This window comes from Enterobacter sp. 50793107, from assembly GCF_001463365.1.
In the GTDB taxonomy this organism is placed as follows: domain Bacteria; phylum Pseudomonadota; class Gammaproteobacteria; order Enterobacterales; family Enterobacteriaceae; genus Enterobacter; species Enterobacter cloacae.
The window spans coordinates 133,943-152,185 of record NZ_LNII01000122.1 but is presented as its reverse complement, the minus strand read 5'-3'; the positions used below and the strand labels follow the sequence as shown (position 1 = coordinate 152,185).

10 protein-coding genes and 1 pseudogene are annotated in these 18,243 nt (G+C 54.4%); 9 read left to right on the top strand and 2 right to left on the bottom strand.

What is annotated here, in order from left to right; translation table 11 throughout:
* From APU11_RS29180 to rcsB, 3 genes and pseudogenes are all read left to right on the top strand, one after another.
* Window positions 1-242 (top strand): annotated as a pseudogene (locus tag APU11_RS29180) (hypothetical protein); the annotation flags it as partial.
* Window positions 243-932: 690 nt separating this feature from the next.
* Window positions 933-3,605 carry a phosphotransferase RcsD gene (gene rcsD / locus APU11_RS16410; RefSeq protein ID WP_023619743.1) on the top strand — a complete coding sequence of 891 codons (2,673 nt, stop codon included), beginning with the start codon at window positions 933-935 and terminating at the stop codon, window positions 3,603-3,605.
* Between the two features lie 16 nt (window positions 3,606-3,621).
* Window positions 3,622-4,272: a response regulator transcription factor RcsB gene (gene rcsB / locus APU11_RS16405; protein WP_003859405.1), complete on the top strand. Its 651-nt coding sequence runs from the start codon at window positions 3,622-3,624 to the stop codon at window positions 4,270-4,272.
* 88 nt (window positions 4,273-4,360) lie between these two features.
* On the opposite strand, the gene rcsC is transcribed toward rcsB, so the two are convergent.
* Complete coding sequence (gene rcsC, locus APU11_RS16400) at window positions 4,361-7,207, bottom strand: two-component system sensor histidine kinase RcsC (protein WP_020690666.1); 2,847 nt, start codon at window positions 7,205-7,207, stop codon at window positions 4,361-4,363.
* 135 nt (window positions 7,208-7,342) lie between these two features.
* Window positions 7,343-9,979 carry a DNA topoisomerase (ATP-hydrolyzing) subunit A gene (gene gyrA, locus APU11_RS16395; RefSeq protein WP_058651752.1) on the bottom strand — a complete coding sequence of 879 codons (2,637 nt, stop codon included), beginning with the start codon at window positions 9,977-9,979 and terminating at the stop codon, window positions 7,343-7,345.
* Window positions 9,980-10,125: 146 nt separating this feature from the next.
* Here gyrA and ubiG point away from each other — a divergent pair, with 146 nt between their 5' ends.
* The 6 genes from ubiG (at window position 10,126) to APU11_RS16365 (ending at window position 18,241) form a co-directional block, all read left to right on the top strand.
* Entirely contained in the window at window positions 10,126-10,854 is a 729-nt protein-coding gene (gene ubiG, locus APU11_RS16390; RefSeq protein WP_020690665.1) for a bifunctional 2-polyprenyl-6-hydroxyphenol methylase/3-demethylubiquinol 3-O-methyltransferase UbiG, read from the top strand.
* Window positions 10,855-11,202: 348 nt separating this feature from the next.
* Entirely contained in the window at window positions 11,203-13,488 is a 2,286-nt protein-coding gene (gene nrdA, locus APU11_RS16385) for a class 1a ribonucleoside-diphosphate reductase subunit alpha (RefSeq protein ID WP_013098011.1), read from the top strand.
* Window positions 13,489-13,595: 107 nt separating this feature from the next.
* Complete coding sequence (nrdB, locus tag APU11_RS16380) at window positions 13,596-14,726, top strand: class Ia ribonucleoside-diphosphate reductase subunit beta (RefSeq protein ID WP_013098012.1); 1,131 nt, start codon at window positions 13,596-13,598, stop codon at window positions 14,724-14,726.
* Window positions 14,726-14,980 (top strand): class I ribonucleotide reductase maintenance protein YfaE, encoded by a 255-nt coding sequence (yfaE, locus tag APU11_RS16375; protein WP_013098013.1) that lies wholly within the window; start codon window positions 14,726-14,728, stop codon window positions 14,978-14,980. The genes nrdB and yfaE overlap by 1 nt, the downstream gene beginning before the upstream one ends.
* 119 nt (window positions 14,981-15,099) lie before the next feature.
* Window positions 15,100-16,791 (top strand): GMC family oxidoreductase N-terminal domain-containing protein, encoded by a 1,692-nt coding sequence (locus tag APU11_RS16370; protein ID WP_058651753.1) that lies wholly within the window; start codon window positions 15,100-15,102, stop codon window positions 16,789-16,791.
* Window positions 16,721-18,241: a GMC family oxidoreductase N-terminal domain-containing protein gene (locus tag APU11_RS16365; protein WP_072200439.1), complete on the top strand. Its 1,521-nt coding sequence runs from the start codon at window positions 16,721-16,723 to the stop codon at window positions 18,239-18,241. The genes APU11_RS16370 and APU11_RS16365 overlap by 71 nt, the downstream gene beginning before the upstream one ends.
* Window positions 18,242-18,243: the final 2 nt, after the last annotated feature.

The following is an 18,243-nucleotide window of genomic DNA, read 5'->3' as shown; positions in this document are numbered from 1 at the left end:
GCTTTATTGTAGGTGGGCCAGTTGGTGATTTTGAACTTTTGCTTTGCCACGGAACGGTCTGCGTTGTCGGGAAGATACGTGATCTGATCCTTCAACTCAGCAAAAGTTCGATTTATTCAACAAAGCCCCGCATTTGCTGCGCCTGCTACCAGCAGTGCTGGTACCAGGAGGGACAGTACTTTAACTTTCATTTTATTAACCCTCTGTTATATGCCTTATTATTACCACTGCTTACCGGTTAACCCTCTTAACCAGTCGGCAATTTCATTCTCCTCAAAATTACAGAATAATCCAACAGGAATATGATACGAAAACTTTGAAAATGTTTCATTTCACTATCAAGATGTTTCAATTTGTAAACATCAAGGAACTTTTACAAAGCACAAAGCGCTTAGAAAATTAGCACTAATAATCAAGCGAAAATATATGCTCATATAAATCAATCGCTTGCGATAAAGAAAATTACAGCACTGAATGACAAAACAAGATCGTGCGTAATCACTAAAATAACTCTCGCTATCATCATTAACTTTATTTATTACCGTCATTCAGCTTTGAATGTCTGTTTATCCCTAATTCAACCGAATGCTTCGCATTCGGTTTTTTTTTACCTTTCTTTACGTAATTATTCTTTTTTTGTGCTACCGCACAGAAATCATAACGACTATTAACTAAATTCACCTGAAACCCCTCCCGCATAAAACGCAACGCAACAAATCATAATTTCTTGTTTATTCGTGCTATTCTCTGTCTGATATCGAGCGTAATCTGTACATTCACCTCGGGTATGTACACATTTAATACAGACCATTCAGTAGTACTCACAGAGGAAAAAGTCGCGTGTTCAAAGGCTATGAGGCTGGAAATTCAGTTATTACCCTTTATACTGCCCTATCGCCATAAAGCACGGCCATTACGGGTTAAACATATCAATGAGTCAGACTGAAACTACCGCCCCGAGCAAATTCTCCCTTCTCCCCGGGAGCATCACCCGTTTCTTTCTTCTTTTGATCGTTGTGCTGTTGGTCACGATGGGGGTTATGGTTCAGAGCGCGGTGAACGCCTGGCTGAAGGATAAGAGCTATCAGGTCGTTGATATCACGCATGCCGTGCACAAGCGCATTGACACCTGGCGCTACGCCACCTGGCAGATTTACGACAATATCGCAGCCGCCCCGGCGACATCCTCAGGTGAAGGGCTGCAGGAAACGCGCCTGAAACAGGACGTTTACTACCTGGAAAAGCCGCAGCGCAAAACGGAAGCGCTTATTTTCGGCTCGCACGACAGCGCGACGCTTGAGATGACGCAGCGCATTTCAACCTATCTCGATACCCTCTGGGGTGCCGAGACGGTGCCATGGTCGATGTACTATCTGAACGGTCAGGATAACAGCATGATCCTGATCTCAACCCTGCCGCTTAAAGATCTCTCCTCGGGTTTTAAAGAGACGACCGTGGGCAGCATTGTCGATTCCCGCCGGGCAGAAATGCTGCAGCAGGCGAACGCCCTTGATGAACGCGAAAGTTTCTCTTCCCTGCGCCGTCTGGCCTGGCAAAATGGCCATTACTTTACCCTTCGCACCACCTTTAACCAGCCAGGACATCTGGCGACGGTTGTGGCGTTCGATCTGCCGATTAACGATCTGATCCCGCCGGATATGCCGCTCGACAGCTTCCGCCTGGAGCCGGACAGCAGTACCCAGAACATGCGTGCTGCCTCGGATAAAGAGGCCGCAGAAAGCGTTTCTATCTCCTTTAACGGCTCGAAGATTGAAATTGCCTCTTCGCTGAACTCAACCGGTATGCGCCTGGTGTGGCAGGTGCCGTTTGGCACGCTGCTGCTCGACACCCTACAAAATATCCTGTTACCGCTGCTGCTGAATATTGGGCTACTGGCGCTGGCGCTGTTTGGCTACAGTACGTTCCGTTTCCAGCCCGGGCGTCAGAGCGATGCCTCAACGGTCCCGGCCGGAACCAGTAATGAATTGCGCGTATTACGTGCCCTGAATGAAGAAATCATCTCAGTACTGCCGCTGGGTGTGCTGGTTCACGACCAGGAAGCCAACCGCACGGTGATGAGCAATAAAATTGCCGACCATCTGCTGCCGCATCTTAACCTGCAGAACATCACCACCATGGCGGATCAGCATCAGGGGGTGATTCAGGCCACCATCAATAATGAACTGTACGAGATCCGTCAGTTCCGCAGCCAGGTCGCCTCCCGCACGCAGATCTTCATTATTCGCGATCAGGATCGCGAAGTGCTGGTGAACAAAAAACTGAAGCAGGCGCAAAGACTGTATGAGAAAAATCAGCAGGGTCGCGCCGCGTTTATGCAAAATATTGGTGATGCCTTCAAACAGCCATTAAGAACGCTGGCGACGCAGGCGGCGGCGTTGAGCACGCCTGAAAGCCAACAGCTGGCAAGCCAGGCGGATTCGCTGGTGCGGATGGTGGATGAGATCCAGCTCGCGAACATGCTTGAGAACGACTTCTGGAAAGGCACGCCGACCCTCTTCTCGATTCAGGATCTGATTGACGAAGTAGTGCCGGAAGTTCTGCCGGTGATTAAGCGCAAAGGTCTGCAGCTGCTGATCAACAACCACCTGCCGGCCAACGACGAACGTCACGGCGATCGTGAGGCGCTGCGTCGAATTCTGCTGATGATTATTCAGTACGCCGTCACCACCACGCAAATTGGCAAAATCACGCTTGAGGTCAATACCGACGAGTCCGCGGAGGATCGTCTGACGTTCCGTATCCTCGATACCGGTGAAGGCGTCACAACCAGTGAGATTGATAATCTGCACTTCCCGTTCCTGAACGATACCCAAAGCGATCGCTACGGTAAGGCCAATGCCCTGACCTTCTGGCTGTGCGATCAGCTGGCGCGTAAGCTTGGCGGCCATCTGAACATTAAAGCCCGTGAATCGCTTGGCACCCGTTATTCGCTGCACGTAAAAATGGCCGCCAATCCTCAGGAAGAAGATGAAGAACGCCTGCTGGACGATGTGGTTGTGATGGTGGATGTGACCTCGAACGAGATCCGCAATATCGTGGTACGCCTGCTGGAAAACTGGGGTGCGGCCTGCATCACGCCGGATGAAAGACTCTCAAGTCAAGAATTTGATCTGTTTTTAACTGATAATCCGTCTAATCTTACTGCCTCCGGCTTGCTTTTAAGCGATGATGAGCCAGGCGTGCGAAAAATCGGCCCAGGCCAGCTGCGCGTCAACTTTAATATAAGCAATGCGATGCAGGAAGCTGTACTACAACTAATAGAAGAGCAACTGGCGCAGGAAGAGATAGCGGAATCCCCGTTAGGCGGCAATGAAAATGCCGAGCTTCACGCCAGCGGATATTATTCACTCTTTGTTGATACAGTACCAGATGATGTTAAGCGGTTGTATACTGAGTCCGCTGCGAATGATTTTGCAGCGCTGGCGCAGACAGCACACCGGCTTAAAGGGGTGTTTGCCATGCTTAATCTGGTTCCCGGCAAGCAGTTATGTGAAACGCTGGAACATCTAATTCGTGAGAAAGATGCCTCTGGCATTGAAAAATACATCAGCGACATTGACGCCTACGTCAAAAGCTTGCTGTAGCAAGGTAGCCTAATACATGAACAATATGAACGTAATTATTGCCGATGACCATCCGATTGTACTGTTCGGTATTCGCAAATCACTTGAACAGATCGAGTGGGTGAATGTAGTCGGTGAATTTGAAGACTCTACAGCACTGATCAATAACCTCCCAAAACTTGATGCACACGTGCTCATTACCGATCTCTCCATGCCTGGAGACAAATACGGTGATGGGATCACGCTCATCAAATATATTAAACGTCACTTCCCGGACATCTCGATCATTGTTCTGACCATGAATAACAACCCGGCGATTCTGAGCGCCGTGCTGGATCTGGATATCGAAGGGATTGTACTGAAACAGGGCGCACCAACTGACCTGCCTAAAGCGCTGGCTGCGCTGCAGAAAGGCAAAAAGTTCACCCCTGAGAGCGTCTCTCGTCTGCTGGAAAAAATCAGTGCAGGTGGCTACGGTGACAAACGCCTGTCGCCAAAAGAGAGCGAAGTTCTGCGTCTTTTCGCTGAAGGTTTCCTCGTGACCGAGATTGCCAAGAAGCTGAACCGCAGTATTAAAACCATCAGTAGCCAGAAGAAATCAGCCATGATGAAACTGGGCGTGGACAACGATATCGCGCTGCTGAACTATCTCTCCTCCGTGACGCTGAGCGCGACGGATAAGGATTGATCCAGAACGGGTGTGCGTTCTGATGCCCTCACCCCGTCCCTCTCCCACGGGGAGAGGGTGAAAAGTAAAAGGCCCTTACGGGCCTTTTTTATGTCCGCGTTTTTCTCACGCGATCCGCGTAAATCGACAATGTCTGCTTTAATACGTCCAGCGTAACCGGTTTCGACAGACAGCTGTCCATTCCTGACTCCAGGCAGCGCTGTTTCTCTTCCGCCAGCGCATTCGCCGTGACGCCAACCACCGGCAACGTCAGACCAAGCTGGCGGATACGCTGCGTCAGACGATAGCCGTCCATATTGGGCATATTCACGTCGCTGAGAACGATATCAATATGGTTTTTACTCAGCACATTCAGCGCATCCACGCCGTCATTAGCGGTCTTACATTGATAACCCAGCGAGCCCAGCTGGTCAGCCAGCAGGCGACGGTTAATCGGATGGTCATCCACGACCAGAATCATCATATCGTCGTTCACCGACGCCAGCGATTCCGGTGACGGGAGGGTCGCCGCGCCATCGTTCTCTTCGAGCTGCACGCTGTAGATGCGCGCCAGCAGCCCCAACAGCTCATGTGGCGTCGCCACACTGTGAACCCACTCGCCCGGCGCACGCTCAACCGGAATACCGATGTGACGACGACAGAACATCACCACGCCCCTTCCCTGCCACGGTTGCGCCAGCGTGTCATCGGTGATCAGCACATCGTCCACGTCCGGCGTCTGGCCTTCATAACGGGAAACCCGCACGCCGCTGTGGTTCAGCAGTGCCGTCAGATAATCATTCAGCGAGGCGTTGTGTACCGCCAGCCAGCAGCGCTTATCGCTCAGGCCGTCAACCGTCGTTTTCGCCGGATACTGCGCAGAATAGAGCGGAATACGAATGGTGAACTGGCTGCCCATACCGGGTTCGGTATCCACCGAGATATCGCCGTCCATCATGCTGACGAGCTTCTCACAAATTGCCAGCCCCAGCCCGGTCCCCTGGAAGTTACGCTGCACGCCGGTACCAACCTGGAAGAACGGGTCAAACAGACGAACCACTTCCTTCGCCGGGATCCCAACGCCAGTATCACGCACACGAATGCTCAGGTAGTCCCCTGCCCGGCACACATGCAACACGATACAGCCGATGTCGGTGAACTTGATGGCGTTACTGAGCAGGTTCGAAATGACCTGCTGCAGACGCATAGGATCGCCATGCAGCGTCAGCGGTACGTCTGGCTCAATAAAGCAATAGAGACCCAGCTGTTTACGTACCACCAGCGGCAGATAGTTGGCGCTGATGTGGTTCATCACCTCGCGCGGAGAGAACTCGCGCGGTTCAATTTTCAGCTGCTCGGACTCAATTTTCGAGAAGTCGAGAATGTCGCTGATGATTTTCAGCAGCAGGCTTGAAGAGTTGTTCATCGCCGTCACCAGGCGATCAACGCCTTTCGGCAGCTCTTTGGTTTGCAGCAGATCGAGGTTGCCGATAATCCCGTACAGCGGCGTACGCAGTTCGTGACTGACGGTGGCAAGGAACATGGATTTCGACTGGCTGGCCTGCTCTGCCGCCTGGGCCATCTCCTGCAAAGACTCTTCCATCTTCACACGTGCTGAGACATCCACCAGCACGCAAATCGCCACGTTTTCATTGCGATAGCGCGAATGCACGAAGCTTATCTGTAAGTTGGTGTGGGTGCTGGTCAGCACGTCGACAAAATTCACCTGCTGACCACAGATAATTTGCGTCAGCCTTTGCCGGTCCTCGTGCGTCAGCATGTTCAGGTAGTTATGCGCCAGTTCATTACTGAGGATATTGGTGCCGTCCTGGGTGCGCAGGATACAGATCCCCACCGGTGCGGAGGCAACAATCTTACGGTTAAACTGCTCGTGTTCCTCCAGACGCTGGGCATCGCTTTCAGCGGGGATAAAAATCTTCCGCTCATACATCCGCGCCAGGGTAAACAGCGCGCCACCGGCCAGCACGTTCAGCAGGATGGCATTCATGATAAGAATACGGATCCGCTCAAGCACCATATCCACCGGCAGGGAATAGACAATACTCAGCGACGATGGCGGTAAGCTTTTCTTCAGCACCAGCTCACGGAATCCTGAGGTATAGCCAAACCACGAACGCTCCTGCATCCAGTGCGGATCGACGTTCAGGCGATTATCCGGCCCGGTGAGTGAAATCAGGGGATGGCCGTTCTCATCCAGAATGGTCACTCCCATCGGCAGACTGCCCGGCGTGAAGAAGTTTTCCATGCGGATGGTCTGTTCAATGCCCAGCAGCGCCTGCAGGCGATTGCCCAGATAAACCGGCGTCAGCGCATAGAAATAGCCCACACCCATGCGCGGCCCCTGGCTTATCCAGAAGATGTTATTCCCGCGCTCGTCCTGCGGCGCATTGCGGTATTTCAAAATGCGTTCATGCAGGCTTTTCAGCGCATCATCACGTTCGACGGGCACATCACGCAGGCCAAAGTCGGCCATGCAGAGGTTTTCGCTGCCAATCAGGAACACGCGGTTCAGGTCATAGGCGGCGGAGAAGTTGTCGCGCCAGTAGCGCATAAACCAGGAGAGCGATTCCAGGGAACCGCGCCAGGTGTTGCTCATGGCGGAGCAGTCGGAATCCGGGAACAGCGGCTCGAAATCCGGTACTTCGGTTTTGTCATTACGGCCGCGGATGGCAAGAATACCGTTTTCCGCCGTCAGGCGATTTTCGGCAATGTACTTCAGCTCCTTCATCACGTCGGAGGTGCGCTGAATATAGCGCTGGGCCTGATCGGAACTTAGGTTAAATTCCTGACGGATCTCCGCTTCTTTCTGGTGCAGCGCGTTAACGATGTAAAACACCGAGGACAAGGCCACCAGTAACCAAAGCAAGAGCGCCAGCGCCCGAAACAGATAGCGAGAGACTTTCAGCGTGGTTCGAAAGGAGACGAGGTATTTCAAAGGGGCGAGGCTCCGCCGTCGGGGTCAAAAAGAATGTGGTTAAGGTAGCGGTAAACGCGGCTTGTCGCAACGTTGACTTGTCTGCATCTGCAAAAGAAAAGGGCCGGAATCCGGCCCTTTATGCGTCAGGAGACATTACTCGTCAGCATCATCCGCTGCATCATCGTCGGTGTCCACTTCCGGTGCGATATCATCATCACCTTCCGCGACGCTACCGTCGATGGAGTCGAGCTCTTCGTCGTCCACTGGCTCAGCAACACGTTGCAGACCCACCACGTTTTCATCTTCCGCCGTACGGATGAGGATAACGCCCTGGGTATTACGACCCACCACGCTAATCTCCGACACGCGGGTACGCACCAGCGTACCGGCATCGGTGATCATCATGATCTGGTCGGCATCGTCTACCTGCACCGCGCCCACAACGGAACCGTTGCGCTCGGTCACCTTGATAGAGATAACGCCCTGCGTGCCACGCGACTTGGTTGGGTATTCCCCTTCCGCGGTACGTTTACCGTAACCATTCTGCGTCACGGTCAGGATAGCCCCTTCCCCGCGCGGAATAATCAGAGAAACGACGCTGTCTTCGCCCGCCAGTTTGATACCGCGAACGCCCGTTGCGGTACGACCCATTGCGCGGACGGCGTCTTCTTTGAAGCGCACCACTTTACCGGCTGCGGAGAAGAGCATGACTTCATCTTTGCCTGAAGTCAGATCGACGCCAATCAGCTCATCGCCTTCGTTCAGGTTCACCGCGATGATACCGGCAGAACGTGGACGGCTGAACTCGGTCAGCGCGGTTTTCTTCACGGTACCGCTGGCGGTCGCCATAAAGACGTTCACGCCCTCTTCGTACTCGCGTACCGGCAGAATGGCAGTGATACGTTCGTTCGCTTCCAGGGGCAGCAGGTTAACGATCGGACGACCACGTGCACCACGGCTCGCTTCCGGCAACTGGTAGACCTTCATCCAGTACAGACGACCCCGGCTGGAGAAGCAGAGGATGGTGTCATGGGTGTTCGCCACCAGCAGACGGTCGATAAAGTCTTCTTCTTTAATACGTGCCGCAGATTTGCCTTTACCACCACGACGCTGTGCTTCGTAGTCAGTTAACGGCTGATACTTCACGTAGCCCTGGTGAGACAGGGTCACAACAACGTCTTCCTGGTTGATCAGGTCTTCGATGTTGATATCTGCGGAGTTGGCGGTGATTTCGGTGCGACGCTCATCGCCGAACTGATCGCGGATCAGCTCCAGCTCTTCGCGGATCACTTCCATCAGGCGCTCTGCGCTGCCCAGAATGTGCAGCAGTTCAGCGATCTGCTCCAGCAGCTCTTTATATTCGTCGAGCAGTTTTTCATGCTCAAGGCCGGTCAGTTTCTGCAGACGCAGATCCAGAATCGCCTGGGCCTGCTGTTCAGTCAGGTAGTACTGACCATCACGCACGCCGAATTCAGGTTCCAGCCACTCAGGACGCGCGGCGTCATCACCGGCACGCTCCAGCATTGCCGCAACGTTGCCCAGATCCCACGGACGGGAAATCAGCGCGGTTTTCGCTTCCGCCGGGGTTGGCGCGCGACGGATCAGCTCGATGATCGGGTCGATGTTGGCCAGCGCCACAGCCAGTGCCTCAAGGATGTGGGCACGGTCACGCGCTTTACGCAGTTCGAAAATGGTACGACGGGTCACCACTTCGCGGCGGTGACGGACAAACGCGCTCAGGATCTCTTTCAGGTTCATGATCTTCGGCTGACCATGGTGCAGTGCAACCATGTTGATACCGAAGGAGACCTGCAGCTGAGTCTGGGAGTACAGGTTGTTCAGCACAACCTCGCCCACCGCGTCGCGTTTGATTTCAATCACGATGCGCATACCGTCTTTATCAGACTCGTCGCGCAGCGCGCTGATGCCTTCAACACGTTTTTCTTTTACCAGCTCGGCGATTTTTTCAATCAGTCGCGCTTTGTTCACCTGATACGGGATCTCGTGAACAATGATGGTTTCACGGCCGGTTTTGGCATCTGCTTCCACTTCGGCGCGGGCACGGATGTAAATCTTGCCGCGACCGGTGCGGTACGCTTCTTCAATACCACGACGACCGTTGATGATGGCCGCCGTCGGGAAGTCCGGGCCCGGGATGTGTTCCATCAGCCCTTCAATGCTGATGTCTTCATCGTCGATATAGGCCAGGCAGCCGTTGATCACTTCGGTGATGTTGTGCGGCGGAATGTTGGTCGCCATCCCTACGGCGATACCGGACGAACCGTTCACCAGCAGGTTAGGGATCTTCGTTGGCATGACGTCAGGAATTTTTTCCGTGCCATCGTAGTTATCAACGAAATCAACCGTCTCTTTTTCCAGGTCGGCCATCAGCTCATGGGCAATTTTCGCCAGACGGATTTCCGTATAACGCATTGCCGCGGCGGAGTCGCCGTCGATAGAACCAAAGTTACCCTGACCATCTACCAGCATGTAACGCAGCGAGAAAGGCTGCGCCATACGAACGATGGTGTCGTACACCGCGATATCACCATGGGGATGGTATTTACCGATTACGTCACCAACGACACGGGCAGATTTTTTGTAGGCTTTATTCCAGTCATTGCCCAATACGTTCATGGCGTATAGTACGCGACGGTGTACCGGCTTCAGGCCATCGCGGACGTCCGGCAGCGCACGGCCAACAATGACCGACATCGCATAGTCCAGATAGGAGCTCTTCAGCTCTTCCTCGATGTTAACCGGTGTAATTTCTCTCGCAAGGTCGCTCATCTAACCGCTATCCCTCTACTGTATCCCGGATTCAAAGGTCGCAAATTATAACACAGCCGCGGTGATACAGGTAAACCTATACGCTTTATTCACAGGGATTGCCTGATATACTCATTCGTCTTGCTAAATAAGGAGTAAAAGCGCCCATGAATGCCGAAAAATCCCCGGTGGCTCACAACGTAGACCACGAAGAGATTGCCAAATTTGAAGCGGTGGCGTCCCGCTGGTGGGATCTCGAAGGTGAGTTCAAACCTCTGCATCGCATCAACCCGCTGCGTCTGGGCTATATCGCGGAGCGTTCCGGCGGTCTGTTCGGTAAAAAAGTGCTCGACGTCGGCTGCGGCGGCGGCATCCTGGCAGAGAGCATGGCGCGCGAAGGGGCCACCGTCACCGGCCTGGATATGGGTTTTGAACCGTTGCAGGTTGCCCGTCTGCATGCGCTGGAGTCCGGGATTCAGGTGGAGTACGTGCAGGAAACCGTTGAAGAACACGCGGCAAAACATGCGCACCAGTACGACGTGGTCACCTGCATGGAGATGCTGGAGCACGTTCCCGACCCGCAGTCCGTCGTCAACGCCTGCGCAAAACTGGTGAAACCGGGCGGCCAGGTCTTCTTCTCGACCATCAACCGTAACGGCAAAGCCTGGCTGATGGCCGTCGTCGGCGCAGAGTATGTACTGCGCATGGTGCCCAAAGGTACACACGACGTGAAGAAATTCATCAAGCCTGCCGAGTTACTGGGTTGGGTTGACCAGACGTGGCTCAAGGAGCAGCACATCACCGGTCTGCACTACAATCCGCTGACCGATAAATTCAAACTCGCCCCGGGCGTGGATGTTAACTATATGTTGCACACCACCGCCAAAAACGACTAACGTCATCCATTATTCTTATAAAGATTGCGCGACATCATGTTGCGCAATTCTGACCTCCCGTTGAAGAAATCAGCACTCGATCAAATTTTGAATTTTTTTTCTTAATTATTGACATCTCTTCCAGGCCTTACAGCATGAGGACTTAGCCTTTTTTACCCTTTCACAACCTCAATTTAACGTCAAAATCAACCCTTGTACTGAAAAGAATCCTTACTAGAATACTCACCATATAGCGTTTCTCTTATCGCAAAACCCCTATATGTAGTATTTATCCACAGAGTTAGTCACAAGGCGGATCTGTGGATAAACGGGGGATATTTTTTTATTTCACGGACAGGTAAAACCCACATGAATCAGAGTCTGCTGGTGACAAAGCGCGACGGTACTACCGAGCGTATCAATCTGGACAAAATCCATCGAGTTCTCGACTGGGCAGCAGAAGGCCTGAACAACGTATCTATCTCCCAGGTTGAACTGCGTTCCCATATTCAGTTCTACGACGGCATCAAAACGTCTGATATCCACGAAACCATCATCAAAGCGGCGGCGGATCTGATCTCCCGCGAAGCGCCGGATTATCAGTACCTCGCTGCACGTCTGGCGATTTTCCACCTGCGTAAAAAAGCCTACGGCCAGTTCGAGCCGCCTGCGCTTTACGACCACGTGGTGAAAATGGTTGAGCTGGGTAAATACGACACGCATCTGCTGGAAGACTATACGGAAGAAGAGTTCGAGCAGATGAACGGGTTTATCGATCACTGGCGTGATATGAACTTCTCCTACGCAGCGGTGAAACAGCTCGAAGGCAAATACCTGGTCCAGAACCGTGTCACGGGCGAAATCTACGAGAGCGCCCAGTTCCTCTATATTCTGGTGGCCGCCTGCCTGTTCTCTAACTACCCGCGTGACACCCGTCTGGAATACGTTAAGCGTTTCTATGATGCGGTCTCTACGTTCAAGATTTCTCTGCCGACGCCGATTATGTCTGGCGTGCGTACCCCAACCCGTCAGTTCAGCTCCTGCGTACTGATCGAGTGCGGCGACAGCCTGGATTCCATCAACGCGACCTCCAGCGCGATTGTCAAATACGTCTCCCAGCGTGCCGGTATCGGTATCAACGCCGGCCGCATTCGTGCCCTGGGCAGCCCAATTCGCGGCGGTGAAGCGTTCCATACCGGTTGTATCCCGTTCTACAAGCACTTCCAGACCGCAGTAAAATCCTGCTCTCAGGGCGGCGTGCGCGGTGGTGCGGCAACCCTGTTCTACCCAATGTGGCACCTGGAAGTCGAAAGCCTGCTGGTACTGAAAAACAACCGTGGTGTTGAAGGTAACCGCGTGCGTCACATGGACTACGGCGTGCAGATCAACAAACTGATGTACACCCGTCTGCTGAAAGGTGAAGACATTACCCTGTTCAGCCCGTCCGATGTCCCGGGTCTGTATGACGCGTTCTTCGCCGATCAGGACGAGTTTGAACGTCTGTACACCAAATACGAAAAAGATGACAGCATCCGTAAACAGCGCGTGAAGGCGGTCGATCTGTTCTCCCTGATGATGCAGGAGCGTGCCTCTACCGGCCGTATCTACATCCAGAACGTTGACCACTGCAACACCCACAGCCCGTTTGATCCGGTTGTTGCGCCAGTGCGCCAGTCTAACCTGTGCCTGGAGATCGCCCTTCCGACCAAACCGCTGGAAGACGTGAACGACGAAAACGGCGAAATCGCGCTGTGTACGCTGTCTGCGTTCAACCTGGGCGCGATTAAGAGCCTGGACGAGCTGGAAGAGCTGGCAGTGCTGGCCGTCCGTGCGCTCGACGCCCTGCTGGACTACCAGGATTACCCAATCCCGGCGGCGAAACGCGGCGCAATGGGCCGTCGTACGCTGGGTATCGGCGTCATCAACTTCGCCTACTGGCTGGCGAAACACGGTAAGCGTTACTCCGACGGCAGCGCGAACAACCTGACCCACGAAACGTTCGAAGCGATCCAGTATTACCTGCTGAAAGCGTCTAACGAGCTGGCGAAAGAGCAAGGCGCATGCCCGTGGTTTAACGAAACCACCTATGCGAAAGGCATTCTGCCAATCGACACCTACAAGAAAGACCTGGATGCGATTGCAAACGCGCCGCTGCATCTGGACTGGGAAGCACTGCGTGAGTCCATTAAGACTCACGGCCTGCGCAACTCCACGCTCTCTGCCCTGATGCCGTCTGAGACCTCTTCGCAGATCTCTAACGCCACCAACGGTATCGAGCCGCCGCGCGGTCACGTCAGCATCAAAGCGTCGAAAGACGGTATCCTGCGCCAGGTGGTGCCGGATTACGAGCAGCTGAAAGACAACTACGAGCTGCTGTGGGAAATGCCAAACAATGACGGCTATCTGCAGCTGGTGGGTATCATGCAGAAATTCATCGATCAGTCGATCTCTGCCAATACCAACTACGACCCGACGCGTTTCCCGTCTGGTAAAGTGCCAATGCAGCAACTGCTGAAAGACCTGCTCACCGCGTACAAATTTGGCGTGAAAACTCTGTATTATCACAACACCCGTGATGGTGCAGAAGACGCGCAGGACGATCTGGCACCGTCAATTCAGGATGATGGCTGCGAAAGCGGCGCATGTAAGATCTAATAAATCCCCTCATCCTAACCCTCTCCCACCGGGAGAGGGTACTCTTTCCCCCTCTCCCTGTGGGAGAGGGCCGGGACGAGGGGGAAATAACACCACAGGACACACTCATGGCATATACCACCTTTTCACAGACGAAAAACGACCAGCTCAAAGAGCCGATGTTCTTCGGCCAGCCGGTCAATGTGGCACGCTACGATCAGCAAAAATATGACATCTTCGAAAAGCTGATTGAAAAGCAACTCTCCTTCTTCTGGCGTCCGGAGGAAGTTGACGTTTCCCGCGATCGTATTGATTTCCAGGCGTTGCCGGAGCATGAAAAACACATTTTCATCAGTAACCTGAAGTACCAGACGCTGCTGGACTCCATTCAGGGCCGCAGCCCGAACGTTGCCCTGCTGCCGCTGATCTCCATTCCGGAACTGGAAACCTGGGTGGAAACCTGGGCGTTCTCGGAGACGATCCACTCCCGCTCTTACACCCACATCATCCGCAATATCGTTAACGATCCGGCGGTGGTGTTTGACGATATCGTCACCAACGAGCAGATTCAGAAACGCGCGGAAGGGATTGCCCACTATTACGACGAGCTGATCGAGATGACCAGCTACTGGCACCTGCTGGGCGAAGGGACCCACAACGTGAACGGCAAAACCGTCACCGTGAACCTGCGCGCGCTGAAAAAGCAGCTGTACCTGTGCCTGATGAGCGTTAACGCCCTGGAAGCCATCCGCTTCTACGTGAGCTTTGCCTGCTCCTTTGCGTTTGCCGAGCGCAAGCTGATGGAAGGTAACGCCAAAATCATCCGTCTGATCGCCCGTGACGAAGCCCTGCACCTGACCGGCACCCAGCACATGCTGAACCTGTTGCGCAGCGGTGCAGACGACCCGGAGATGGCGGAAATCGCTGAAGAGTGCAAGCAGGAGTGCTACGACCTGTTCGTGCTGGCCGCACAGCAGGAGAAAGAGTGGGCAGACTACCTGTTCCGCGACGGCTCCATGATTGGCCTGAACAAAGACATTCTGTGCCAGTACGTTGAGTACATCACCAACATCCGTATGCAGGCGGTCGGTCTCGATCTGCCATTCCAGACGCGTTCCAACCCGATCCCGTGGATCAACACCTGGCTGGTGTCCGATAACGTGCAGGTGGCGCCACAAGAAGTGGAAGTCAGTTCTTACCTGGTCGGTCAGATTGATTCTGAAGTCAACACTGACGACCTGAGCAATTTCCAGCTCTGATGACGCGCGTAACGCTGAGTCTTTCGGGCACAGAAGTGCTGTGCCAGGAAGAGCACCCTTCCCTGCTGGCAGCCCTTGAGGCGAATCAGGTGACGGTAGAGTATCAGTGTCGTGAAGGCTATTGCGGCTCCTGCCGCTGCCGCCTGGTCACCGGCCAGGTGGACTGGCTGACCGAACCGCTGGCCTTTATCAATGAAGGGGAAATTTTGCCCTGCTGCTGCCGGGCAAAAGGTGATATTGAAATAGAAATATAGCGCCAACCCCTCCTTTCGGGTTCGTGATTTACGAACCCGTGATTCGCCTTTCCTCACCTGTTCACCCCTCCTCATGCCGCTTACTCTAACGGTATATCCACCTGAGGAGGCCATCAGCAATGTCCGTTTTATCCTTAGAGCAGTTCATGACCACATCCCCTGAGCAGATGCCCTACGATATTATTATCGTTGGCGCGGGCTCTGCCGGGGCAGTGCTGGCAGCACGTCTTAGCGAAGATGAGCAGACACGTGTTCTGCTGCTGGAATATGGTCCGTCTTTTGATCCCGATGGCTATCCGGAACTGCTTTACAGCGGCAATATTATCGCGGCGAATGGCGATCAGCGATATGAATGGGGCTATTACGCCAGCCCGGTCAGCCAGCCCGATCCCGTCTATACTCCGCGCGGTAAAACCCTCGGCGGAAGTTCAGCCATTAACGCCGCCGTCGCCTGCCGGGCGCTCCCCTGGGATTTCGAACGCATCACGGCAAAAGGGCTTAAGGGCTGGAAATATGAGGATGTGCTGCCCTACTACAAAAAGATGGAAACCTACCCTTTGGGTGAGGATAAATATCACGGTCGTGAAGGTCCACTTCCGATCCATCAGATGACGTTAGAGGAGATCACCCCAGTTCAGCGGGCCACCCTGGAAGCGGCGTGGCAGTTGGGTTTTGCGCGGGTTGAAGACTTTAACCACCCAGAAGCCAACAACGGCGCCGGGCCCAATCCGATGAATATCATTAACGGCGTTCGGGTGAATACCGGAATGGCATGGCTTACCCGCAAGGTGCGCCAGCGCCCGAACCTGACCATCGTGTATGGGGCGCTCACGGACAAGCTGATCGTTGAGGAGAACCGGGTCAAAGGCGTGCAGCTTGCCGACGGGGAACAGTGCTTTGCCCGCCAGACGATCCTCAGCGCCGGCGCCTATGGTTCTGCCGCGATATTGCTGCGCTCAGGCATCGGCCCACGCCACCATCTGGAATCGCTGTCGATCCCCGTCGTGAAAGAGGCCCCGGTGGGTGAGCGTCTGCGGGATCACGCCTTCTACTGGATCAACTTCGCCGGAAAAGCCGAACTTAAGGGCCACGAGCATCCGGTTGTCGCCGCCCAGATCTGGACGAATTCAAGCTTTGCCAAATCAGCCCGCGAAATGGACATTGCCATTTCCCCTTCGCATCTGTTACCTGCAGACCTCAGCCCAACCGGCGTCGCCTTCTCCCTCGGGCTGGAACTCATGCATTGCAGCTCCACAGGCTACATCCGCCTGAAGAGCCGTGACCCTCACGATGCACCGGAAATAGCGCTTAATCACCTGACGACAGAAGATGACATGCGCCGGATGGTCGAGTGTTTTCGTCTGGCACGCCTGCTGGCGGATATGCCGCCGCTGCGCCAGCTCATTGAGTACGAAATCAGCCCGGGAGCCTCGGTCGGGGATGATGAATCTGACATTCGCCAGGCTCTGGCGCAGGGGGTTAGCACCCTCCAGCATCCCTGCTCCACCGCACCGATGGGACCCCCTGATGACCCCTATGCCGTGGTGGATGAAAACGGGTGCCTCTATGGTCTGCATGACTTACGGGTCATCGACGCATCGATCTTGCCCGAAATCCCGCTCATCAACCTCAATCCGACCATCATCATGATGGCAGAAAAACTGGCTGATGCGCTGCGTAACGATATTCATGAGGAGAGGAAAAATGGTATCCATCAAGCCGGAAAACAGCGCCAGAATAATGAAACAATCGTACGACGTCATAGTCGCAGGCGGTGGTTCAGCGGGTGCGGTTCTCGCCGCACGTCTTAGCGAGAACCCTGACTGCCAGGTATTGCTGCTGGAGGGCGGCCCCGTCTTTGCCCCCGATGGCTGGCCGGACGAACTGGCGCAAAGCCACTCTGTTGGCGGCGGTGATTACGTCTGGGAACACGGCGCGGCAACGGGAACCGATCACACCTCTGGTCATCTGCGGGCCAAAGTGCTCGGTGGCGGCTCCACGATCAACGCAGGCGCGTTTGTTCGCGCCCCTAAATTCGATTTTGACCGCTGGGTAAAGCGCGGCCTGAGCGACTGGTCGTTTGATAAGGTCTTACCGTGGTTCAAACGGCTTGAAAATGCCGACTATGGCGACGATCGCTGGCATGGCCGCCACGGTCCCGTTCCGGTGCGATTACCTGCGCTTGAGACACTCAGTCCGGCAAGTCAGGCGTTTTATCACGCCTGTCGCGCTCACGGCTTTGCCGCCATTGACGATATTAACGGCGAACAACAACACGGCGTCGCCATCTATCCACTGAATGTTGTCAACGGCATCCGGCAAAACACTGGCATGGTCTACCTGACGGCGGAGGTTCGGGCGCGCAAGAATCTGTCAATTGTCGGCATGACGGTTGTGGATAAAGCGCTGATAGACAATTCGCGGGTGAACGGCATACAGCTTGCGGATGGGACACGGATCGCTGCCGACTGCGTGTTCCTTTGTGCCGGTGCGGCCGGTACGCCAGCCATTCTGTTACGCTCCGGCATTGGTCCTGCTGACGATTTACGCCGTCTGGAAATCCCGCTAAAACAGGATCTCCCCGTTGGCCGCAATTTGCAGGAACAACCCGTGAACGGGATCATGCTGGCGACCTCTGCAGAACATGCCAGCTATCCCCCAATAGGTGCAACGCTCTGGACACAATCTTCGCTGGCCGCAGCCGACGAACTGGATCTGTATATCAGCAATAACCACTTCGTCGATCCAGGACTGTTTCCACACGGGGCGGGTTTCCAGCTCTTTTTCACCGTGGCTCGCCCCTGTGCCCGTGGGCGTCTGACACTGACGAGCCGCAATCCGCTGCTCGCCCCCAGCATCGATCTCAATCTGCTGGGCGACGAGCGCGACGTCATGCGGATGGTCGAAGCGGTGAAGTTGTCCCGGGCACTGGTGCAGGAAGGTCCATTGCAGGCACTGGTTACTGGCGAAGTCCCGGCAGTTAAAGGCGGTAAACTCGCCAAAACAGACCAGCAGATAGCTGAGGAGCAGCGTGCGACGGTGAAAAGCAATCTACACCTCAGCGCGACAGCACCGATGGGTAAAGAAAGCGATCCGGCAGCAGTCGTGGACGCGTGCGGCAACGTCTTTGGCATTAACGGGCTGTTTGTCGTCGATGCCTCGCTGTTCCCGGACGTTCCCTCTCAGGCGACTAACCCGGATGTGATCATGGCGGCAGAATATCTCGCCAGCCGTTTTTCCGGCTCCCTGAACGGCGCATAGTA